15 protein-coding genes are annotated in these 21,751 nt (G+C 70.0%); 3 read left to right on the top strand and 12 right to left on the bottom strand.

Going from position 1 to position 21,751, the window contains the following annotated elements:
* Positions 1 to 20: 20 nt before the first annotated feature.
* Both mycP and eccD read right to left on the bottom strand, forming a co-directional pair.
* On the bottom strand, positions 21 to 1,388 hold the full coding sequence (gene mycP / locus CRM89_RS26300) for a type VII secretion-associated serine protease mycosin (RefSeq protein ID WP_011207379.1): 1,368 nt from the start codon (positions 1,386 to 1,388) through the stop codon (positions 21 to 23).
* Between the two features lie 41 nt (positions 1,389 to 1,429).
* Entirely contained in the window at positions 1,430 to 2,896 is a 1,467-nt protein-coding gene (eccD, locus tag CRM89_RS26305) for a type VII secretion integral membrane protein EccD (RefSeq protein WP_086846592.1), read from the bottom strand.
* Between the two features lie 174 nt (positions 2,897 to 3,070).
* On the opposite strand from eccD, the gene eccCa reads away from it, so the two are divergent.
* Positions 3,071 to 7,111, top strand: a complete 4,041-nt coding sequence (eccCa, locus tag CRM89_RS26310; RefSeq protein WP_060593101.1) for a type VII secretion protein EccCa — start codon at positions 3,071 to 3,073, stop codon at positions 7,109 to 7,111.
* Positions 7,111 to 8,568, top strand: a complete 1,458-nt coding sequence (locus CRM89_RS26315; protein WP_098086560.1) for a type VII secretion-associated protein — start codon at positions 7,111 to 7,113, stop codon at positions 8,566 to 8,568. Before eccCa ends, CRM89_RS26315 begins: the two co-directional genes overlap by 1 nt.
* A 100-nt stretch (positions 8,569 to 8,668) precedes the next feature.
* Here CRM89_RS26315 and CRM89_RS26320 read toward each other — a convergent pair whose 3' ends face one another.
* The 9 genes from CRM89_RS26320 to CRM89_RS32150 all read right to left on the bottom strand — a co-directional run bounded on the left by CRM89_RS26320 (position 8,669) and on the right by CRM89_RS32150 (position 18,746).
* Positions 8,669 to 8,959: a WXG100 family type VII secretion target gene (locus tag CRM89_RS26320; RefSeq protein WP_011207383.1), complete on the bottom strand. Its 291-nt coding sequence runs from the start codon at positions 8,957 to 8,959 to the stop codon at positions 8,669 to 8,671.
* Between the two features lie 35 nt (positions 8,960 to 8,994).
* The gene (locus CRM89_RS26325) at positions 8,995 to 9,330 is read right to left on the bottom strand and encodes a WXG100 family type VII secretion target (RefSeq protein WP_011207384.1); all 336 of its coding nucleotides are present in this window, start codon (positions 9,328 to 9,330) and stop codon (positions 8,995 to 8,997) included.
* Positions 9,331 to 9,702: 372 nt separating this feature from the next.
* Positions 9,703 to 11,283: a serine/threonine-protein kinase gene (locus tag CRM89_RS26330; protein ID WP_098086561.1), complete on the bottom strand. Its 1,581-nt coding sequence runs from the start codon at positions 11,281 to 11,283 to the stop codon at positions 9,703 to 9,705.
* An 88-nt stretch (positions 11,284 to 11,371) separates the two neighbouring features.
* Positions 11,372 to 12,565: a hypothetical protein gene (locus CRM89_RS26335; protein WP_127516318.1), complete on the bottom strand. Its 1,194-nt coding sequence runs from the start codon at positions 12,563 to 12,565 to the stop codon at positions 11,372 to 11,374.
* Between the two features lie 5 nt (positions 12,566 to 12,570).
* Positions 12,571 to 13,740 (bottom strand): hypothetical protein, encoded by a 1,170-nt coding sequence (locus CRM89_RS26340; protein WP_106427479.1) that lies wholly within the window; start codon positions 13,738 to 13,740, stop codon positions 12,571 to 12,573.
* Between the two features lie 59 nt (positions 13,741 to 13,799).
* Positions 13,800 to 14,996: a hypothetical protein gene (locus CRM89_RS26345; protein WP_060593097.1), complete on the bottom strand. Its 1,197-nt coding sequence runs from the start codon at positions 14,994 to 14,996 to the stop codon at positions 13,800 to 13,802.
* A 31-nt stretch (positions 14,997 to 15,027) separates the two neighbouring features.
* Positions 15,028 to 16,173, bottom strand: coding sequence for a hypothetical protein (locus tag CRM89_RS26350; protein WP_127516320.1), 1,146 nt, complete (start codon positions 16,171 to 16,173; stop codon positions 15,028 to 15,030).
* Positions 16,174 to 16,244: 71 nt separating this feature from the next.
* Positions 16,245 to 17,456, bottom strand: a complete 1,212-nt coding sequence (locus CRM89_RS26355; protein WP_127516322.1) for a hypothetical protein — start codon at positions 17,454 to 17,456, stop codon at positions 16,245 to 16,247.
* Between the two features lie 84 nt (positions 17,457 to 17,540).
* Positions 17,541 to 18,746, bottom strand: a complete 1,206-nt coding sequence (locus tag CRM89_RS32150; RefSeq protein ID WP_011207391.1) for a hypothetical protein — start codon at positions 18,744 to 18,746, stop codon at positions 17,541 to 17,543.
* A gap of 143 nt (positions 18,747 to 18,889) precedes the next feature.
* Between CRM89_RS32150 and CRM89_RS26365 the strand changes: the two genes are divergently transcribed.
* Positions 18,890 to 20,209: an FHA domain-containing protein gene (locus CRM89_RS26365; RefSeq protein ID WP_172964577.1), complete on the top strand. Its 1,320-nt coding sequence runs from the start codon at positions 18,890 to 18,892 to the stop codon at positions 20,207 to 20,209.
* Between the two features lie 12 nt (positions 20,210 to 20,221).
* Here the strand turns inward: CRM89_RS26365 and CRM89_RS26370 are convergent, their stop codons facing one another.
* The gene (locus CRM89_RS26370) at positions 20,222 to 21,661 is read right to left on the bottom strand and encodes a metallopeptidase (protein WP_098086565.1); all 1,440 of its coding nucleotides are present in this window, start codon (positions 21,659 to 21,661) and stop codon (positions 20,222 to 20,224) included.
* Between the last annotated feature and the right edge of the window lie 90 nt (positions 21,662 to 21,751).

Below are 21,751 nucleotides of genomic sequence, written 5' to 3' on the forward strand. Positions count from 1 at the left end.
CCGTGCGACCGGAAACGCGGCTACATGTCGTCGCCGGAGACGCCGAAGCGGCGGCGGATCGGGAACGAGGCGAGATAGCCGAGCACCAGCGCACCCGCGATCACGCCGCTGCCGATCAACGCGACATTGCGGGGGGTGTTGTTCGGCGGCGGGGGCGGCGCGGGCACCGCGAGCTGCCTGCTCTTGGCCGGGGTGGGCCGCTTGGGTGGCAGCTCACCGGGCACGGCGTTGGTCAGCGCCGCGATGGGGTCGACGGCGCCGTAGCCGATATAGGGATTCCAGCCCTCGGCGGGCGCATGCGCGGTCGCCTGGATACGCTTGATCACCTCGAGCGCGCTCAGCTCCGGGAACCGGGCGCGCACCAGGGCGGCCACCCCGGCGACGATCGGTGTCGCGAAGCTGGTGCCACTGACCGCGCCCTGCTGTCCGCGCTGGTCGACCACACCGATCGCGGTGCCGGTGCCCCGCGGATCGAGCGAGACCATGTTCTCCCCGGAGGCCGCGACCCCCAGCCAGGGGCCGGGGATGGTGAAGCTCGACGGCGCACCGTTGGCGTCGATCGAGCCGACCGAGAGCACATAGTCGTCCCAGCGCGCCGGGCTGATGTTGTAGGTGACCTTGCTCCACGGGTCGGCGGTCGGGTCGAGCGGGTCGATGACCTGGTTCTCGCCCTTGCACTTGTCGTCCTTGTTCCCGGCCGCCACCACGACCACGACGTCCTTCTCGATCGCGGCGTAGTGCAGGGCCGCGCCGACCTTGTTGTCGGCGTCGGGGCTGCCCGTGCCACACCAGACCTCGGAAATGTTGATCACGGTGGCGCCGAGGTCGGCGGCGCGCACGATGGCCGAGGCCATCGTGTTGAGGTTGCCGTAGCTGTCGGGGAACTCGTCGGGCGCCTTCTCCGCCGAGCGACCCTCCTTCTGGTACATCTTGCTGGTCTGGCGGATGGTGATGATCTGCGCTTCCGGCGCCACCCCCGCGAAGCCCTGGCCCTCCACCTGGGAGGCGGCGATGATGCCCGCGACCAGGGTGCCGTGGCCGTCGCAGTCCTCGGTGCCGTCGCCCGAGTTCGCCACGAAATCGCCGCCTGCCTCCAGACCGGGGAGCCGCGGGTGCCGGGCGACACCGGTGTCGATCACCGCGACACGCTGGCCCGCGCCCTTGGAGAACTTCCAGGCCCGCTCGAGATCCAGCGCGCGCTGGGCCTCCGGAATGGTCGGGCCGTCGCCGCCGGTGAGGATGTCGGCGCAGGCCGAGTTGGCGGGGCGCTCGGTCTTCTCCGGCGGCGCCGCGGGATCACCGGGCGGTTTGAGCCCCGGATTCACCGCGGGCGGCCGATCCGCGTGCGCCACACCGGCGTTCGCGCCGATTCCGAAGGACGCGCTCATGCCGAGCGTCACCGCCGCGGCGGCGACGCGCCACCGCTGCCTCACAGCCCGCGGACGAGGGAGTAGAGCGAGGTCACCCAGAACACCAGCGGCAGCACCGCCGCCACGAACGCGTACTCGAGCAGTTCCACGCCGCGGCGCATGGGCGGGGTCGCCGATTGGTTCGGGATGATGATGCCCAGGATCAGCGCGGCCACCAGCATCAGCATGGTCGCACCGAAGACCGCCAGCGGGATCTCCATGGTGAAGGCCGCGCCGACCAGCATGATCAGCACGATCGCCGCACCGCCCGCGATGAGTACCACGGCCTGTTCAGCACCCGCGTAGGTGCGGCTGCGGAACATCAGCACCACCGCGCAGACCAGGGCCAGCGCGATGCCCTGCCAGTACGGGTCGTCGGCCTGCGGGTCGGTGGCCGCCAGCGCGCCGGCGGCGGTGACCAGTGTGGTCGCCGCGACCAGCCCGGCCAGATACATCCTGGCCCGTTCGGATTTCACGCGCAGCGCCTCCATGGTCGGCAGCGCGCGGTGATCGTCCGGGTCGTCCTCGGTGGGGTCGATCGGGGTGCCGGGCGAGGGCACCGGCGGCAGCGGCAACTTCGCGAGCAACATCGACAGCCGCGGCGCCAGCGAGAGCCCCGCCAGCCCCAGCGCGGCCGCGACCGCGCCGATCGCCCGGAGCGGCTGATCGGTCAGCAGGCCGACGAGCGCCGCCGGTACCAGATACACCGCCACCGCGGCCGTGCCGATGAAAAGCGCCAGGCCGACGCCGGTCACGCGCCAGGCCAGGATCGCGGTCGCGCCCAGCAGGGTGCCGCCCAGCAGCAGATGCGCCCAGCCGTAATGGTCGGGCACATAGAGCATTCCGGCGGTGAACGCCGCGGGCAACGCGCATCCGCCCAGCACCAGCGCGGTCGCGGTGTCGCCGTACATCCGGCTCAGCACCATGCCCGCGACCACGAGCAGGATCACCACGGCCAGCGCGATCGAACCGCTCACCCACTCGGGCATCGCGGCGGGCGAGGCCAGCAGGCCGAGGCAGCCGACCAGCATCGTCACCGCGGCGAGCACCGAGCCGGTCAGCCGCGCGGTCTTGGGGGTCCACCCGCGGAAGTGGTCGGCGTCGGCGATCGCGACGTTGTACATGATGTCGTCGAACAGCGGTGTCGGCGCGGTGTGCGAGGCGCTCTCCAGCATGAGCAGCTCACCGTCGCGCACGCCGTGCTCACCGAGGCTGAGCGAATTGGAGAAGGGCGGATGCCCGATCCGGGCGAGCACCCACTCGGCAGGCTCGAAGCGTTCGCCCTCGTTGTCGAAGTCGTTGCTGCGGCTGTGCTGGGCGACCATGTCCACGACGCTCGGAATCACCAGGGCGACCGGGACATCGACCGGAATGGCCATGTCCACCTGCGTGTGCTTGGCCAGAATCGTCACCCGGGCCAGGTCCGGCGCACGAACGATGCCGCGCGAGGAGTCTTCGTCGATGTGGTCAAGTCGCGCGTGCGTCAAGATTCCCCCAACCTGGTGTTCTACCTCGGATTTCCGCTGACCCGCGCGCGTGGGGGCGAGTTTGCGAACCCTGACGTCCGGGCAGCAGAATGCAGGTCGAACTGTACGACATGTCGGCGTCGGCCTCTACACTGAGCCCGAAGTCGCCGCATGCGAAGAGGGGGAATCTCGTCGATGAGCACTGTCCGGTTCCAGCGCCGTGCGCGCCGGGAGATGCCCCGAACTCCGGGCGGTGAGGTCACCCTCCAGCCGCCGCCCGAGATCCCCCGCGTCACACCGGGCAACCTGCTCATGAAGATGATGCCGGTCGTCATGATCATCGGCATGGTGGGCATGATGGCGCTGCTGTTCACCCAGGGCAGCGGCATCGCGTCCAATCCGATGACCTTGATGTTCCCGGTCATGATGCTGTTCTCGATGGTCACCATGTTCGCCGGGCAGGGCGGGGGCAAGGGGCAGAAGGCCGCCGAGGCGAACGAGGACCGCAAGGACTACCTGCGCTACCTGGACCAGGTGCGCAAGGACGTCGACGAGACCGCGCGGCAGCAGCGCGCCTCCGTGGAATGGAGTCATCCGGAGCCGGGCCTGATCTGGATGCTGGCGGGCACCAGCCGCATGTGGGAGCGGCGCGCGGGGGACAAGGACTTCTGCCATGCCCGCATCGGCATCGGTCCGCAGCGCCTGGCGACCCGGCTGGTGGCGCCGGAGACCGGCCCGGTGGAGGAACTCGAACCCATCGCCGCGGTCTCGCTGCGCCGCTTCGTCCGCGCGCACTCCACGGTGCCCGACCTGCCCACCGCCATCGCGGTGAAGGGCTTCGCGACCATCGCCCTCGACGGTGACCGTGCCCAGGCGCGCGACATGGTGCGCGCGATGTTGTTGCAGCTGTGCATGTTCCAGGGCCCCGACCAGGTGCTGGTCGCGATCGTGTGCGGTCCCGACACGGCCCGCGAGTGGGAGTGGACCAAGTGGCTGCCGCACACCCAGCACCCGGACGCGCAGGACGGCATCGGCACCCAGCGGATGTTCTACGGGTCGATCCGGGAGGCCACGGCGAGCCTGCACCCGCTGCTGGGCAATCGCGTCAGGTACTCGCGTAACCAGCCCGCCAACCCCGGCCTGGTGCAGGTCGTCATCGTCGTGGACGGCGGCCTGCTCGAAGCCGAGGAAGACCAGCTGCGCGAGTCCGGCTACGAGGGCGTCACCATCATCGACCTGTGCGGATATGCGCCGCGGCTGGCCGTCTCGCGCGGCATCAAGATGGTCATCGAGGACGGTGAGTGCGTCGGCCGCGGCGCCACCGGCAACCTGGAGCGCTTCGCCGCCATCGACCGCATCAGCATCGAGCAGGCCCAACAGGCCGCGCGCAGGCTCGCGCCGTACCGCGCCGCGACTCAGCGCAGCAGCGATGTGGAGGCCGAGGACACCGAGGTCATCTCCTCGTGGGCCCAGCTGATGAACCTCGGCGACATCGGCACCTTCAATCCCGAGAGCGCCTGGCGGCCGCGCTACGGCCGGGAGCGGCTGCGCGTGCCGTTCGGTGTCGGCGCCGACGGCCTGCCCATCGAACTCGACATCAAGGAGGCCGCCGAGAACGGCATGGGCCCGCACGGCCTGTGCATCGGCGCCACCGGCTCCGGTAAGTCGGAGTTCCTGCGCACGCTGGTGCTGAGCCTGCTGGCGACGCACTCGCCCGACCAGCTCAACCTGGTGCTGGTCGACTTCAAGGGTGGCGCCACCTTCCTCGGCCTCGAGGGTGTGCCGCACGTCGCGGCGGTCATCACCAACCTCGAGGAGGAGGCCGACCTCGTCGACCGGATGAAAGACGCGCTGGCCGGCGAGATGAACCGCCGCCAGGAGGTGCTGCGCCAAGCCGGCAACTTCGCCAATGTCTCCGAATACGAGAAGGCCCGCGCCGCGGGCGCCGATCTCGATCCGCTGCCCGCGCTGTTCGTCGTCCTCGACGAGTTCTCCGAACTGCTCACCCAGCACCCGGATTTCGCGGAGCTGTTCGTGATGATCGGCCGCCTCGGCCGCTCGCTGCACGTGCATCTGCTGCTGGCTTCGCAGCGGCTGGAGGAAGGCAAGCTCAAGGGCCTGGAGAGCCACCTGTCCTACCGGATCGGCCTGAAGACGTTCTCCGCCAACGAGTCCCGTCAGGTGCTCGGTGTTCCCGACGCCTACAACCTGCCCAACAGCCCCGGCGGCGGCTACCTCAAGTCCGACTCGGGCGAGATCCAGCGCTTCCAGGCCGCCTACGTGTCCGGGCCCTACGTCGGCGGCGGTTCCCAGCGGGAGGTCACCCAGGCCGGTGTCGCCGGTGGCGAAATCGACGTCAAGGCAAGGCCTTTCACCGCGCACCACGTCGACTTCCGGCCGATCGACCGGGTGCCGCTGCCCACCCAGGCGGCCGACGAGCCCGAGGAGCACGGCGAGGACGGCGAGCAGATCTCGAACCTGAACATGCTGGTCTCGCGGATCCGCGGCCACGGCCGTCCCGCGCACGAGATCTGGCTGCCGCCGCTGGACGAGGCGCCCACCCTCGACCAGCTCATTCCGCGCTCCATCCTCACCGGCGACTACTCGCCGATGGCGACGTTGCGCGCACCCATCGGCATCGTGGACCGGCCCTACGATCAGCGGCGTGACCCGCTGGTGGTCGACCTGTCCGGCTCGCGCGGCAACGTCGCGGTGGTCGGCGGCCCACAGTCCGGCAAGTCGACCGCGCTGCGCACGCTGATCATGGCCATGTCGATGACCCACACCGCCGAGCAGGTGCAGTTCTACTGCCTCGACTTCGGTGGCGGCACGCTGGCCAGTCTGGAGGGGCTGCCGCACGTCGGCTCGGTGGCCAGCCGGCTCGACGAGGACAAGGTGCGCCGCACCGTCGCGGAGATGACCACCATCGTGCGCCAGCGCGAGGCCAGGTTCCGCCAGCTCGGCATCGAATCGATGGCCGAGTTCCGCAGGCTGCGATCGATGGATCCGGCGAGCAGTCCGGCCGCCGCCGGGGCGCACGAGGACCCGTTCGGAGACGTGTTCCTGGTGATCGACGGCTTCGGTTCCATCCGCCAGGATTTCGACCCGCTCGAACAGCCGATCATGAACCTCGCCGTGCAGGGCCTGTCCTACGGCGTGCACGTCGTGATCGCGCTGGCCCGCTGGGCCGAGGCGCGGCCCGCGCTCAAGGACCAGATCGGCACCCGCATCGAGCTGCGCCTGGGTGATCCGATGGACTCCGACCTCGGCCGCAAGTTCGCGGCACTGGTGCCGATGGGCAGGCCGGGCCGCGGTATGACCCCCGACTGCCTGCACATGCTCACCGGCCTGCCGCGCATCGACGGCAGCGCCGACCCGGACACCCTGGGCCAGGCCGTGGCCGACGCGGTCGCCACCATCGCCCGGCTCACCCCGGGCAGGCCCGCGCCCGCGGCCCGCATGCTCCCCGAGGTGCTGCCGCGCGAGCAACTGCTGCACCTGGCGGGCAACTGGCCTTCGCAGCTCACCGCGGGGGTCAAGAACATGCGAATCCCCATCGGCATCAACGAATCCGAACTCGCGCCGGTGTACATCGACTTCAACGAGAGCCCGCACTTCATCATCATCGGCGACACCGAGTCGGGCAAGACGACGCTGTTGCGCTCGATCATCGAGGGCATCGCCGCCGCCAACTCGCCGAACGAGGCCCGCTTCATCCTCGGCGACTACCGCCGCAGCATGCTCGGCCTGGTGCCCGACGGTTACCTGGCCGGCTACGGCTCCACCGCACCGCAGTTCACCAAGAACATGAACGACCTGGCCGCCTATGTCGCCCAGCGCACCCCGGGCACCGACGTGACGCCGCAGCAGCTGCGCGAGCGGTCCTGGTGGAGCGGCCCGGAGCTGTACGTCATCGTCGACGACTACGACCTGGTCGCCACCTCGATGGGCAATCCCGTCTCGGCGCTGCTCGAACATCTCCCGCACGCTCGCGATCTCGGCTTCCACCTCATCGTGGCCCGCCGCGCCGGTGGCGCCAGCCGCGCGATGTACGAGTCGACGATGGCGCGGATGAAGGATCTGGGCTCGGCGGGCCTGATCATGAGCTGCCCCAAGGACGAGGGCGTGCTCATGGGCACCGTCCGCCCGAGCCCGCTGCCGCCCGGCCGCGGCACCTACATCACCCGGAACGCGCAGGAGTTGATCCAGCTGGCCTGGATGCCGGCGGCCGAGTGATGTCCGCGGTCGATCTGGTCCTCACCGACACCAGGATCTGGGCCCGCGGTCCGGCCACCCACTGGGACGGCGCACCAACGGTCGTGCTCGGCAGCGACGGCGGCCTGGTGGTCGGTGCCCCGTTCAGCCCGCCGGACCAGGTCAGCTCGGCCGTGCAGTTCGTCGATGCCGAACGGATCGCCCTGCCGCCGCGCATCCCGGCCGTCGCCGAGACGCTCACCGCGCTGTTCGGCACGGTGCTGGGCCATCTCGGGCTCACCGCCCCCTGCGTGCGGATCACCGTCGTCTGCCCGACCGAATGGGGTGCACGTCGCCGCGGGGTGATCGCCGCGGCGGCGCGCCGCTACACCGACGACGTGGCGTTCGAGGAACTCGCGGTGCGGGCCGTCGCCACCGACGACGGCACCCTGCGCGCCCGCCGGATCGTGGTACTGGAATTCGGCTCCCTCACCACCACGGCCTCCGTCGTCGCCCGCACCCACCAGGGCATCCACGTCGAATCCTGCGAATACGAGCCGGATCTCGCCGCCGCCGACCTCGGTGTCGACCCGTTCGCCGCCGAAGGTCTCACCGCCCTGCTGCGCCGTCTCCTCGACGGCGGCCGCGCCGACGTCGTCCAGGTCTTCGGCACCGCCGACCCGGCCACCGTGGACCTGGTCGACGGCATTGTCCGCGACATATGCGGCGCGGAAACAGAATTGCGCCCCGTCTCCGGCGTCGACCTCGTCCGCGGCCCCACCCCGCCACCGTCGTACCGTCCCGACCCGGTCCGCGCCATGCCCGACACCGAATGGCTGCAACCCCTGCGCCAGCGGGCCGCCGCCGCCCACACCCCGCGCCGCCCCGGCACCGCCTATCTCGGCGCCGCCGCGGCCGCCGTCGTCCTCGCCGCCGCCGCGATCGGCGCCTTCCTCGTCCTGGGCGGGAGCGACGACCCCTCGGCCGCCACCGCGGCAGCCCCGACATCCCCCGCACACTCGGTCCCGGCCACCACCACGCCGACCACCACCACCGCGCCGCCCACGCCGCGAACCACCAACCCCCGAGAAGCGTTCGGCCCCATCACCTTCCAGGTCCCCGAAGGCTGGCGCATCACCACACCCACCCGATCGGGCAACCGCCTCGACCTCACCCCCGAGGACGGCGCCCGCCTGCGCCTGACCCTCGTCCACACCCCCGTCGACCCCGCCGCCGGCTACACCCGCATCGCCGCCGACCTCGAAGCCCAGATGGCACAGAAACCCTCCCTGAGCGACCTGCGCCGCGACGTCGTCTTCGCCGGCCGCCCAGGACTCTCCTACATCGAACGCCCCGACGGGGGCTCCACCGTGCACTGGCACGTCCTCGTGGAACACGGCACCCAGGTGAGCATCGGCTGCCAGTACGCCGGAGACGGGTGGGAGCGGGTGGAATCGGCGTGCGAGAGGTTCGCGGAGTCGATCGACGTGCGGGGGTAGGGGGCGAGCTATCGGCCGAGCAACATTCGGAAACCTCGGTGATACCAAAATTCGAGCCCCGGGCGGTGCGCCCGGGGCTCGAATTCCGTGGGGTACAACCTCAGAAGAGGTTGGCCAGCGCGGAGTCGGTGCTCTGCAACTCGGAGTTGCCACTGCTCACCAGCTGACCGGCACCGGCCAGGGTGGTGTTGAGCTGGTCGACATTCTGCTGCCAGGTGCGCTGCAGCTGCGCGAAGGCCTCGTTCGTCGCACCCTTCCAGTTGGTGGTGACGAATTCCTCGACCTTCTTGTGAAAGGCCTCGAGTTCGTCCCGAATGCCCTCGGCGCGCTTGATGATCTGCCGGGCACCGTCCTCGACGCCGGCGAAATTGGCGGAGATTTGCTGCGACATTGTTCAGGCTCCTTTTAAGTCCGAATCTGCGGAGATTACACCGGGGGCAGATCCAGGCTCGACACCTGAGCCTGCACCTTGGAGGCGAAATCCGTGTCCTGATCGGCGAACGACGAACCGGCCTTGATGAGCTTCTCCGACGTCTCCATCAGCTTGTCGTTCAGCTTGTCGGCCTGGAAGTAGTAGCGCTCCATGAACGCGTTGAACGCGTCGCGCGCCTGGCCCTTCCAGTTGGCCCCGTTGGTGACGGCGTCCTCGTCCGCCTTCAGGGTCCGGATGGCCGCCATCAGGTTGGCGTGCTGCTCCTGGAACTCCTTCGCCTTCTGGGCGATCAGCTCGGGGCTGGCATCAAGACTGCCTGCTTCAGCCATTGCGGCTCCTCCTGTTTGTGTTCACGGTCAACGTAGTAGGTGCCCAGCTGACCTGTTCATATGGTTTGACGCGGTCCGCGCTCGATCGGTTCCATCGACTTGGGTGGAACTCCGACGGAGTTTTCCTGCGTCCGCACGCAATACCGACAGGCCGCACCGTGGACGGAGGGCCTTGACGAGATCCCCCCGGACATCTCGGACCGCGGTGCCGTCACGTCGGTCGCCGCCAGCGCTCGTTCCCCTCCTTCCCCCTGCTCGGCACACTTGAACCGGCGAGTGGGCTGGCTTGGATCACCCTAACCCAACCGGTTGTGTCGGCGCTAGCAGGGAACGGCACGACCGCGCAGGTCGGCGGCGGTTCGGGCGTGTCAGCTACTCGGTGACGGTCTTGGCGATCACCGGCACCATCTTGTCGACCAGGACCTGCGGCGACTGGTCGGTCCAGACCTGGAAGGCCTGCACGGTGGCGAGATCGTCGATCACCACGATCTGTGCCGAACTGGCCATCAACGCGTTCGGCAGTCCGCGCAAGCCACCGTTGCCCGCCTCGCGATCCGAGCGCAGCACGATCACCACTTCGGAGTCGATTTCGGTGGAGTAGCCGCTCACCGAGAGCGGACGTGGGGATTTCTCGTCACCGACCGCCTTGTATTTCGCGCTGTACTGAAAGCCGATGTCCTGCAGGAACTTCGCCTGGGAACTCGGGGTCAACACGGCCGAGAGCGTGGCGTCGCCGAAATTGAACGCGGTCACCGTCTTCCCGCTGAACTGCGGATAGTGCGTGCGGACCGCGGCGACCGGGTCACCGCCACCGGCGGCCGCGTCGGGACGGGTGAGAAAATAGGTGCCCGCGGCGACAGCGGTGGCGACCACGAGCGCAAGGATCGCGGGCAGGAGCAGGCGGCGCGCACGGGGCCGCCGCGGGCGCCCGTTGCGCAGCGTGTCGATCAGGTGCTGATCGGTCTGCTCGTAGGGCGAGACCGACGGACCGAACGGGCCGGGGGACGGCTGGGCCACGGTCGCCAGCTGCGGCTCGGAGGGATGGCGCGACAACGGCATCCGTGGATCGGTGCCACCCGGTGTCCGGCTGGGCGCCTGCGGCACCGGTCTGCCGTACAGCGCGGCCTCGGCGTCCTGCACGAACTCGCGGCAACTGGCGTAGCGATCGGCCGGATTCTTGGCGAGCACCTTCGCCATCACCGCGTCCAGCGCCGGTGGCAACCCGGGCCTCGCCGCGCTCGGCTTGGGTGGCGCCTCGTGCAGGTGGCCCATCATCACGACGGCGGGCACCGTCGACGGGTAGGGGTTCTGCCCGGTGAGCATGCGATAGAACGAGCAGCCGAGGCTGTAGATGTCGGACCGGTGATCGAGGCGCTCACCGAGGAGTTGCTCCGGCGAGGCGTAGGCGACCGTCGCCATGAAATTGCCGGTCGCGGTCAGGTCCTGCCCGTCTTCGGCGGACTTCGCGACACCGAAATCGGTGAGCAGCACCCGCTCCTCGTCATCGCCGTCCACGGCGGACAACAGGAAGTTGGCGGGTTTGACGTCGCGGTGCAGCAGGCCGCGCCGGTGCGCGTAGTCGAGGCCCTTGCCGACTTCGGAGACGATGCGCAGCGCACGCTGTGGCGTCATCACCGACGGTCCCTTGGCCGCTTCCTCCGCGGCGTCGGTGCCGTCGACGTACTGCATCGCGATCCAGAGCTGACCGTCCTCCTCACCGCGGTTGTAGACCGCGACGATGTTCGGATGGTCGAGTCCGGCGGCGAGATTCGCCTCCCGCTCGAACCGCGCGCGGAACTCGTCGTCGGTGGACAGATCCGCGCTGAGCACCTTGAGCGCGTCCCGGCGCGGCAGGATCGGATTCTGCGCCAGATACACCGTGCCCATGCCGCCGCTGCCCAGAACCTGGATCACCCGGTAGCCGCCCACGATCGCGCCGGGCCGCAACGCCATCCGATCCTCCCTCATCGATGTCCGTCGGCCGGACACGAGCCTTGCAGCAATCTAGCAAGCCCGGCCCGGGTATTCGACCGGCGCGGTGTCAGGATGCGGCCAGGATCTTGTATTGCGCGGCGGTCTGTTGGTACACGTGCTGCTGGTTGTCACCGGTGAGTACCGCGACGAATCGGTCGTAGCCGAGATAGCAGACCGGGGGATAACGCGTGGCGGAGTCCTTCGGATCCTTGCGGTCGTGGCACCGGACGCCGGGCATGTGCGGCGGGCTGTCCATCGGGGCGTAGTGCGCCGAGTCCTCGTCGGCGAGCGCGGCGACGAGCCGTTCGGCCGCGGCAGCGTCGGCGGTGCGGTAGAGGGTGGCTCCGGAGACGGCGACGAGATCGACACCCGCGTCGGCGTAGGCGGCCTTGGCCCTGGTGGGGAAGTGCGACGAGTGCAACCACGCCTGCCGGGTCAGCACCATCGACGGATCGGTAGCCCGGGTGAACTGAGTCGCGTCCTCCAGCGGCAGCGTGCGCCGCAGCATCTGTTCGGCGTCCACGGGCAGGGTGGCGAATTGGTCCACGGGAGTCGGTGTATAGCGGTTCAGGCCGTTCAGCATCTCGGTGAAGGCCCGTCCGGCCAGCGCCGCCTGCGGAGCGCTGTCGGGAGGTTCGGTGACGGGGTCCTCGACCCGGACCAGCAGCAGCATGCCCTCGCGCGCGAGCTGGGCGTTCAGCTGCCGGTTCGACACCGACCAGGTCGCGGTGGCGTCGCCGAGGCCGGGTACGGCCACGGGATCACCGGGTGTCCGCGAGTGCAGCCGCTCCGCGAGTCGCCGCCCGGCCGTCTGCGCCGCGGCCTGCGACTCGAAACGCAGCGCGAACATCTCCAGGGCACTGCCGAGCCCGGGCCGTTCCCGGCGTTGCCCCCTGGTGTTCCAGCCGGCCACCAGGCCCTCGGTCAGCTCGGTGAACTCGGCGAGATCGGCAAAGGTCGAAACGTCGGGTGGAACCTTCACCGGGGTGATGCGCCGGTCCACGTACACGGTCGGCCGGAACGCGAACTTGCCGTCGATGTCGGCCGCCAACGGCAAGGCCGCGCCGAGGCGAGCGGCTTCGAGCATGGCGCCGGTGTATTCGGTCCTGGCGGTTTCGGCGTCGCGCGGGACGGTCGGATAGTTCCCCGAATCGACCTGTGCCAGGTCGTATCGCGAGGCGGCGTGGTCGGGGTCGCTCGTGCACGCGGTGAGTCCGGTGAGCGCGGCGGCGGCCACGCAGAGCAGGGTGCGGATACGCATGCGGTTCACTCGCTTTCGGCCAGGATCGCGTACTGTGCCGCGGCCCGCTCGTACAGTCCCTGGTCGATGCGGGAGGACGCGGGGAAGCGGCTGACGACCACGGCGACATAGCGCCCGTGGACCACCACGCACAGTCCGTCGTAGTGGCGCACCGGGTCGCGGTCATCCAGGCGCAGGCAGCGAGCGTCCACCAGGCCCGGTGGTGGCGGCAGTTCCTCGTCGTTGCGTCCCGGGGCGGCGAGCACGGATTGCAGCCGGAACGCGCCCGCCAGATCCCGGGCGCGGTACACCACGCCCGCGCGCCTGCCCACCAGGTCGACGCCGCTCTCCTCGAAGGCGCGGCGCACCCGCGCGGGGTCGCGCTCGAAGTGCAGCTGCCCGGCCGGGGTGAAGGCACCGAAGTCGTCGTCGCCGAAGAACGGGTCGGTCGAGGCCGTCGAGGTGGGCAGGGCCCGGCGCATGATGCCGTCGGGATCGGCCGGTATGTCGAGCAGATCGTCCATCGGCACCGGCTGCTGCCGATCCAACCGCGCCGTCTGCAGGTCGAGGGTGGTATCGATCATCGCGGCGAGCGCCCCCGGATCGGGCTGTGGCACCGCAGCGTTGACCATGATCACGTACGCGCCGTGTGCCAGGAAGGAGACGGCCGTGATGTCGTCGGCCGAGGAGGTGCGGGCGTCCGGGCGATCGGGCACGGCGATCGGATGCCGGTCCGGTGCGTCGTGGGTGATCTGGTCGAACTCCGCCGCCGCCTGCCTGCTCGCGGCATCGGTCGGGAATCGCAGGACCGAGATGATCAGCTTCTTGCGGCTGCGCAGGTCACCGTTGGTGCGTGACACGTACACCCCGGCGATCAGATTGTTGTGGTCGGCGGCGGGCTGGTACTGCGGCGGGAAGGTCTCCGACTGGGCCATCGACTGGCCGTTCCAGAAGAACGCGAGATCGCCGAGCGTATCGATCTCCGGGTCGACCTCGTCGGAGTGCACCAGGTGGCCGAGCATGCGGCGCGCTTCGATCAGGCGGATGTCCGGGACACCGTCGATGCTCGGTTCGTAGGCGGTCGGTTCCGGCCGGTAAGGACCGGTTTCCAAGGTGGAGAGGTCCACGGCGGTCAGGCCCGGCTGTGCGGTCCCGGCAACGGTAGAGGCGCAGCCGACCGCACACGCGGTGACCATCGCGGCCAGTGTTGTTCGCCGCACTCGTCGCAGCAGATTCATGGTTCCCCCCGAGCCCATCACTTCGCGGTCAACAGTACATACTGTGCCGCCATCTTCTGGTGCAGGTCCCGCAGGTTCCGGCCGTATGCCTGCACGACGTAGCGGTCGACCTGGAACATGCAGATGTTCATGTCGAGGGTGCTGGACTCTGCCGACGGCGAGTCCAGCAGGCATTCGACATGGTCGCCCAACCCGTCGGGCGCGTCGACCAGGGTCTGATCGGGGTCGAGATGGGTCGAGAACTGCCAGTCGCGCCACAGCTGGGTGGCGCCGGCCGCCGTCTTGCTGCGGAAGACCACGGCGTCACCGAAGGACATCAGGTCCACTTCGGCCCGGTCCAGTTCGGCCAGCAGTTCGGCGCCGCCGTCCATGAGGGTCACCGCGCCGCGGCGGGTGTAGACGCCGTCCGGCTCGGCGCGCGGCGGCCGGTTCGCGTCGCTGGGTAGCGTGCGTCCGAGCAGCCCGGTCGGATCGAGCGGAATCTTCGCCAACTGGTCGGGCGGAGTGGGTTCGAACTCGTCGAGCAGCGGGATCTGGACGTCGAGGATGCGTTCGACGTGGCCGACCAGGTTCGGCAGATCCGGCGGTACCAGGTTGTCGTCCACCTTGACGAAGACGACGTAGCGGTCATGCACCGTCCAGGAGCCGAGCGACGAGACCCCGGGCCGCCAATGTGCCGTGGTGGTCGGGTATTTCGTGATGGGGACCGGTTGATTGTCGATGTTGTAGGTGAAGTCGTCGTGTTCGAGCGCTGGACCGACGCGTTGTGCGGTGGCGGCGTCGGGGAACATCAGCACGGCGATGCTCAGCGTCCGGCGCGGCGCCTCCGGCGGGCCGCCGGTCGACCAGGAATTCACCCAGCCGGCCACCAGGTCTTCGGCCACGTCGTCGAAGGTGTCGTTGATGACGAGACTGCCGAGCGCTTTGCGGTTGAGCACGATGTGCGGATTGACGAACCAGGCGTCCTGCACGTAGCTCGGATCGGCTTCGAAGGGCAGCGCGACGTAATCGGCCAGCCGTAGGGCTTCGACGCTGCGGGCCTGCTTGTCGTTCTTGGCGTTGCCGAGCACTTGCGGCTCGACCCGGTAGTTGCCGGCGTCCACGGTCGACGGATCGGTCGTCACTCGGACGGGGGTGCCGGTCACTGCGGAACCGCAGGCTGTCAGGGCCACGGCGCAGCCGAGGGCGAGCAGGATGGCCTTCGCGGACCTCACGGGCGTCGTTCCTTTCCGGGCGGGGGAGTGCTCACAGGTCTGCCATGAGCAGGTACTGGGCGGCGAGGCGTTGGGTCAGGTCCTGGGGTTGGGTGGAGCCGACCAGGGCGACGTAGCGGCCGCGGACGAGGTAGCACTGGGTGACGCCGCCGGGGTCCTGGCTGGAGACGGGGCGTTCGGTCAGGCAGGTGGCGGGTGGGCCGCCGGTGGGCGGCTCGGCGGGATCCATGTCGTCGGACTGGTGGGTCACCAGGGCGCCGGCGAGCCGTTCGGCGGCGTCGGCGTCGGCGGCGCGGAACAGGACCGTGCTGCCGCGGGCGACGACGTCGACACCGGCGTCGGTGAACGCGCGGGCCATCAGGTCGGGGCGTTTGACCATGTGCAGGAACACCCGTGCCGGGTAGACGCCGGTGGGGTCGTCGTAGCTGTTGGCGCCGTAGGGCAGGGTGCGGGCCAGCATGCCGTCGGTGTCGGCGGGCAGGGTGCCGAGCCGGTCGGGCGGCGTGGGCCGGTACTCGGCGAGCATCGCGATCTGGCGGTCGATCACGGCGCGGGCGGTGTCCAGCAGTGGCGCGGTGTCGGGTGGGGTGGCCAGGCCGTCGGAGACGTAGGTCCACAGCAGGTACTCGTCGTGGACGGTGTAGGACTGCACCGCGTCGTACATCGTGTGATAGGTCCGCTCGGTCTCGTGGCCGGGTAGATCGAGCGGGCCCTTGGGCGGGTATTTCGCGTTCGCGGCGTCGGCCAGCTGGTTCATCGCCTGGATCGCCTGTTCGCCGGTGGTGAAGCGCAGCACCGCCAGGGTGACGTCCAGGCCAAGCGCGGTCGCGGCGCGGCGTGCGGCGCCGGTGCGCCACCCGGCGATCAGGCCGGGCAGGCGTTCGTTGAAGTTCTCCAGGTAGCTGACACCGCCGCTGGCCAGTGGCGGGTGCTGCGCGGTGAGGTGCGCGGTGTTGTAGCCGCGACCGAAGACCAGCTTGCTGTTGATGTCCATCAACAGCGGCACGTGCTCGGCCAGGCGGATCGATTCCTGGAGTGTGCCGGTGGCCGGGGTGCGGGTGGCGTCGATGTCGCGCGGGGAGGTGGGATAGTTGCCCGGGTCGAGGGCGAGGTCGGGTGCGTCCGGTTCGGTGGCGCCGGTGCAGGCGCTGGTCGCGGTCAGGAGCAGCAGGGTCACCACCGCCGCGCGCCACCGGCGCCGGCGTGCGGGGGGATTCGGTTGGCGTGCAGAGGGAATCAATGGCACGGTCACTCGCTTTTCGCCAGGATCGAGTACTGGGCGGCGGCCCGCTGGTACAGGCCCGCGTCGAAGGTCATCCGGGCGGATTCGACGACCGCCACGTAGCGGCCACGCACCAGCGCGCACTTGTAGGTCGAGCTGCGGACCGGGTCGCGGTCGTCGATCTTCCAGCAGCGGGCGTCGGTGAGGCCGGGCGGCGGGTCGATTTCCTCGTCGTAGCGGCCGAGCCGGGCCAGCGCCGTCTGCAACAGGAAGGCCGACTGCAGATCTGCCGTGCGGTACACCACGCCGCTGTACTGTCCGACCAGGTCCACCCCGGCCCGTTCGAAGACCGGGCGCAGCGCGGCGGCGTCGCGCTCGAAGTGCAACCGGGCGGCGGGGGAGAGCGCGCCGACGAACTGGCGCGGCAGGTCGGAGTATTCACCGTCGCCGGGCGGCAGGGTGCGGCGCATGATTCCGTCGGGATCGGCAGGCAGATCCAGGATCTCGTCGACCGGGACCACGGGGGTCTTGTCGATGCGGTCGTACTGCAGGGTCACCAGCTTGCCGATCCGGTCGCCGAGCCCGGCCGGGTCCGGCGCGGGCAAGGTCACCATGCTGAGCAGGGTGAAGGGGCCGCGCGCGGCGAACAGGAAGCCCTTCTTGTCGTCGGCGGTGAGGAACTCCAGGCCGCTGTGTCCCGGCACCGGTACCCGGCGCCCGCCGGGCACGAGTTCGGCCATGGTCGTGGCGAGTTCGGCGGCGGCAGTGCGGGCCGCGGCGTCGGACGGGAAGCGCAGCAGCGAGTGCAGGGTGTTGCGGATGGTGCGCGGCGTGTTGTTCGAGCGGGTGGTCGTGACGCCGGCCAGCAGGAAGTTGCGGTCCATCACCGGTTTGAACGCGGCGGGATAGATGCCGAGCGGCGGCTCGCCGAACAGGCTGTCGAGCGATTCCACCACGCGCAGCTCGTCGAGATGGTCCATCTCCGGGTCCACCTCGTCGGGGGAGACGAGGAAGCCGAGCATGCGCCGGGCTTCGATCCGGAAGACGTCCATCTTGGTGGAGACCTCCGACTCGTAGTCGACCGGTTCACCGGGGTAGGGGCCCAGATTCAGCGCGGTGAGCTCGACCGGCGCCATCCCGGCTTGCGGCAGGCCGGGCACGGTCTGCCCGCATCCGGCCACGGCGGCGACCACGACGACGAAGCCCGCGGCGCGACGCACCCAGTGTCTGCCCGGCACAGAGCATCCCCCCTCGCTGTTCTTGCTCGGCCCCGCGCATCCTACGACAGGACGCGCATCCGGGCACTCCGCGTCACCGGCGCATCACAGGCTGTTGGCGAACAGCGCGTACTGCGCGGCCACCTTCTGCCGCACGTCGGGTTCCTTGTCGCTGGTGACGATGCCGACGTAGCGCTTGTACGGCACGTAGCAGCGATACTTGTATTCGCGTTCGAGGTCGCCTCTGTCGTTGAGCTGCAGGCATTTCGCGCCGGGCACGTCCTTGGGGGCGTCGATCGGATCGAATTGCTCGCCCGCGGTGTCGATCATGCCGTCGATCAGGCGGGGTGCGGCCTCGGCGTCGCGGACCCGGGTCACCGAGCCCGCGTCGACGACGGCGATCTTGTCGGCGCCGGTCTGTTCGACCAGGCGCAGGGTGGCGGACTCGTCGTCGGAGACGTGCACGGCGTGGTTGGGGCCGTAGATCGCGAAGTCGGCCGGATCGGGTTCCCGGTCGGTGCGCTCGGCGACGACGACGCGCGCGAGCAGGCCGTCCGGGTCGACCTTCAGGGTGTCGAGCCGGTCGACCGGGGTGGGCTGGAAGCGGTCGAGGGCGGGCAGCTGCGCGTCGAGGGTCTTGTCGATCCACTTCACCAGGTCGGTGCTGTCGGCGCGGGGGCGCTGGATGAACAGCGACACGACGAACTGGCGGTGCGCGATGAAGGCGCCGACGTTGGCGATGCCGGGCCGCCAGTGGATATAGGCATCGGGGTATTTCGTGGAGCCGAGCCGCTGATTCTCCGGCGAGACACCGATGTCGGCGTCCTCGAGTTCGCGGGCGGCGAGCTTGGCGGTGGCCTCGTCGGGGAAGCGCAGCACCACGTCGGTGACGGCGGTGGTGTCGGGCGCGGGGCGGGTCTCGCCGGCAGGGTCGGGCTCGTCGGCGCCGCTGGCCGCGAAGCCGGTGACGAGTTTCCGGTTGTCCAGCACGGGTTTGGACACCTTGGCGAGGAAGTCGAGCGCGTGCTCGCTGTCGGTGAGCACGGTGCTGCCGCGGCCGAACTTCAGCGACGGGTCGATCGTCACCGTCGGCACCACGGCCTCCGACATGCGCATGCCTTCCAGCAGCGCGCCCTTGCCCGCGGAGTTCTGGTCGTAGGAGTGCCGGGTGACCGGATAGGTACCGACCTCGAGGCGGCGGACATCGGGTTCCGCCGGTAGCGCGGTGCCGCTCACCGCACCGCACCCGGCGAGCGTCGCCGCTGCCGCCACCCACGCCACGATCGTCGCGATGCGCGAAGTCCGAACCATGACAGGCCCCTCGTTCCTCCCGTACGTGCTGATGAAGTTACCGGACGGAGGGCAGGGAGAGCGAGGCATCGGTCCGGGAGGTGCAATACCCTGGTGCCCATGGCCAGCACCCCTGCCCCGACCGTCCGCGGAGGCCGATTCCGGTGAAGGATCGGCAGGTCGAGGTGGTCGCGGGCGGTCATGCGGTGGCGCGGGTTTCGGGGGCGCTGCTGGTGGTGGCCCACCGCGGTGCGGCACCGCTGACACCGGCGTCGCCCGCGGCGCTGGCGCTCACCGACCTGGCGGAGTTGGTGCGCGAGGCGCAGCGCCATCGGCCGGACAGGCCGGGCGCCCTGGTCGCCAGGGAGGCGACCCGCTGGCTGATGAAGCGCGCCGAACGCATCAGCCCCGGCGTGCCCATCGATTTCGGGATCGTCTCACCGGCCGAGCACGGCGGGCTCGCGGTGTTCCTGCACGGCGCGATCACCGCGGTGCTGGCCGGTGACGGCGGCGTGGAGCTGTTGCGCGGCAGCGATGCGGCGTTCACGGTGGACCGGGTGGCGCCGGTGCCCGCGCGGGCGGCCGCGTTGTTCGCCGACGACGCGCACGGCCGGGTGCCCGATCTCCCCGCGGCGCCGGGCATCGGATCGCTGGTGGAGGGCGTCGCGCAGGCGGGCGGGGCGATCCTGTGGACCGATGCCGCCCTCGCCGAGACGGCTCCCGCCGGCCGGGGCGCCGAGCCCGCGCCGGTGCCGACGGCGCGCATCGACCGTGAACCACGGGCGTACGCGCCCACCGAGCGCGACCTGGCACCCGCCACCGGTGCCCAGGAACAGGTGCCCGGCCGCACCGAGACGCAGGCCTCGACCTCGATGCTGGACTCGGTCGAGGAGCAGCACCCGGACCGGCACGCCGCGCACACGCTGGCCGGTACCAACCCGGCTCCGCGCCCCGATCCCGACCTGCAGCGCAGGCTGGAGGCGACCGCGAAGGCGACGGCGCTGACGGTGAAGGTGCTCGGATTCAAATGCGCCCGAGCGCATCCCAGCGACCCGCGCTCGGCGTTCTGCACCGTGTGCGGCATGCCGGTCGACCAGACCCAGGCGTTGATCGAGGTGGTGCGCCCGCCGCTGGGCATGCTGGTGCTCGACGACGGGATGACCTACATGCTGGCGGCCGACGCGGTGCTCGGCCGCGACCCGGAACATTCCGATGCCGCGCAGCGCGGCCTCGTCCCGTTGAAGGTGGACGACGCCTCGGGCGGGATGTCGCGCGCGCACGCCGAGATCCGGCTGGTCAACTGGGATGTGACGGTGGTCGACCGGGGTTCCACCAACGGCACCAGGACGCGGTTGCCCGGCTACCGGGACTGGGTGCGCCTGAACCCGGGGCAGCCGATGATCCTGGTGCCCGGTGCCGAGGTGATGCTCGGCAACCGGGTGCTGCGGTTCGAGCCGATCGCCCCGCCGCCGTTCGGCGGGTGAGGGTGTGTCCGGTCAGGAGTAGCGCGACATGCAGGTGTTCTCGCCGTAGAGCACGCCGGCACGGAAGGCGTCGACCCGGGAGAAGCCGCTGGGCACGGTCTTGCCCTGCACGTCGCTGGCGGCCAGCCCGTCGGTGAGCAGGCCCGAGACCGCCTCGTCCAGGTCGCCCGCCGCCAGTGAGATGTTGCCTTGGGAGCGTTGCCGATTCGGGTCGGCCAGCTTGCCGGTGACCACGCCGGCCAGGCAGGCGGCGCGCAGGCCGGTCTTGGCGCCGGTGAGCGATTGACCGTGGCTGTGCTGCACCGCCAGCGTGTAGCGGGCGATGAAGACGACGTAGCCGTTGTAGTCGCCGGTCACCTTCAGCGGCAGTGGATCGGTCTCGTCGACGTCGGCGGTGCCGCGTTCGGCCAGCAGCGGGATGTCGGTGGCGATGGTGTTGTCGCTGGGACAGTAGGAGACCGGTGCGGTGGTGACGCCGTCGCGGCAATCGATCCCGGCGCCGGAGTAGACGTAGGTCGGGCTGTCGGGCACCGGCAGGATCGCGGCCAGGGCCTTGCTGAGCTCGATCAGGCTCTCCTTGTCGATCGGGTACTCGCCGTCGGTGCCGCCCAGCGTCTGCGGGAGGTTGCCGCGGCGCTGGTTGATCTCGTCGATATCGATGTTCTTGCAGGCCTGCGGGCCGTCTGTGAAGCCGATCTGCACGGCGGTCACCCGCTCGAAGGCCGAGCCGTGCACGCTCTCCGGGTCGTCGGGGTCGGAGTCGCGGATCGCGACGGTGGCGGCCAGCACCGAATTCAGGCCGTCGGAGGTGTTGATGGTGAAGTGCGCCGACTTGCCTTCGGCCACATGGCGGATGAACGCGCCGGCGAAGCAGTCGGCCTGCTGCTCCTTGACGATCACCGGATCCTTCGGATCGACGATCTCGGCCTGGTCCTGGATGGCGTGGCCGTATTCGTGGGCCAGCACCATCACCACGGCCATCTGACCGAAGGTCTCGGCCATGGTGGGCAGCAGCACCGCCCGGTCCCAGCCGATCGAGGTGTCCAGCCGGCAGTAGGCCGCGTTCACCAGCCGGTAGGTCGACTCCTTGCAGAACTCCGCGGCGTCGGCTCGGCTCTCCTTCGCGCTCCAGGAGACCAGCCGTTCGACCGGGGTGAATTCGCCGCCGAACGCGCGCGGGTATTCGGTGCGCCAGTAGGACTGGATGTCGTCGATGGCGTTGAGGGCGAGGGTGTCGATCTCCCCGCCGTCGCCGTCGATCGCGGTGAGGGTGCTGTCCGGGACGCCCGAACGCGGTCCGCTCGGCCCGCTCGTGGTGGGCAGGCCCGCCACCTTGAACGGGTCGTCGTAGACCGAGACCGCCCGGCCGTCCACCTCACGGGTGCATCCGGTGAGCAGGGCGATCGCGCACACGGCGACCGTGAGGAAGACCCTCGCTCGGAGTTTCGCCAAGGCTCCCCCTCATCGGCCCGTTACGGTGGTCGGATCAGTGCCCGGATCGGGGCGAAAGGCGCATCACGGGCACCTCCGATGTCCGGTTGA

It is taken from the genome of Nocardia sp. FDAARGOS_372, assembly GCF_002554515.1.
Lineage (GTDB): Bacteria > Actinomycetota > Actinomycetes > Mycobacteriales > Mycobacteriaceae > Nocardia > Nocardia farcinica.

Coding starts and splice junctions, on each gene's coding strand:
- CRM89_RS32150 (WP_011207391.1), bottom strand. CDS start 18,746: ATGGTTCGGACTTCGCGCATCGCGACGATCGTGGCGTGGGTGGCGGCA.
- CRM89_RS26335 (WP_127516318.1), bottom strand. CDS start 12,565: ATGCGTATCCGCACCCTGCTCTGCGTGGCCGCCGCCGCGCTCACCGGA.
- eccCa (WP_060593101.1), top strand. CDS start 3,071: ATGAGCACTGTCCGGTTCCAGCGCCGTGCGCGCCGGGAGATGCCCCGA.
- CRM89_RS26330 (WP_098086561.1), bottom strand. CDS start 11,283: ATGGCGTTGCGGCCCGGCGCGATCGTGGGCGGCTACCGGGTGATCCAG.
- CRM89_RS26320 (WP_011207383.1), bottom strand. CDS start 8,959: ATGTCGCAGCAAATCTCCGCCAATTTCGCCGGCGTCGAGGACGGTGCC.
- CRM89_RS26325 (WP_011207384.1), bottom strand. CDS start 9,330: ATGGCTGAAGCAGGCAGTCTTGATGCCAGCCCCGAGCTGATCGCCCAG.
- CRM89_RS26340 (WP_106427479.1), bottom strand. CDS start 13,740: ATGGTCACCGCGTGTGCGGTCGGCTGCGCCTCTACCGTTGCCGGGACC.
- CRM89_RS26315 (WP_098086560.1), top strand. CDS start 7,111: ATGTCCGCGGTCGATCTGGTCCTCACCGACACCAGGATCTGGGCCCGC.
- mycP (WP_011207379.1), bottom strand. CDS start 1,388: ATGAGCGCGTCCTTCGGAATCGGCGCGAACGCCGGTGTGGCGCACGCG.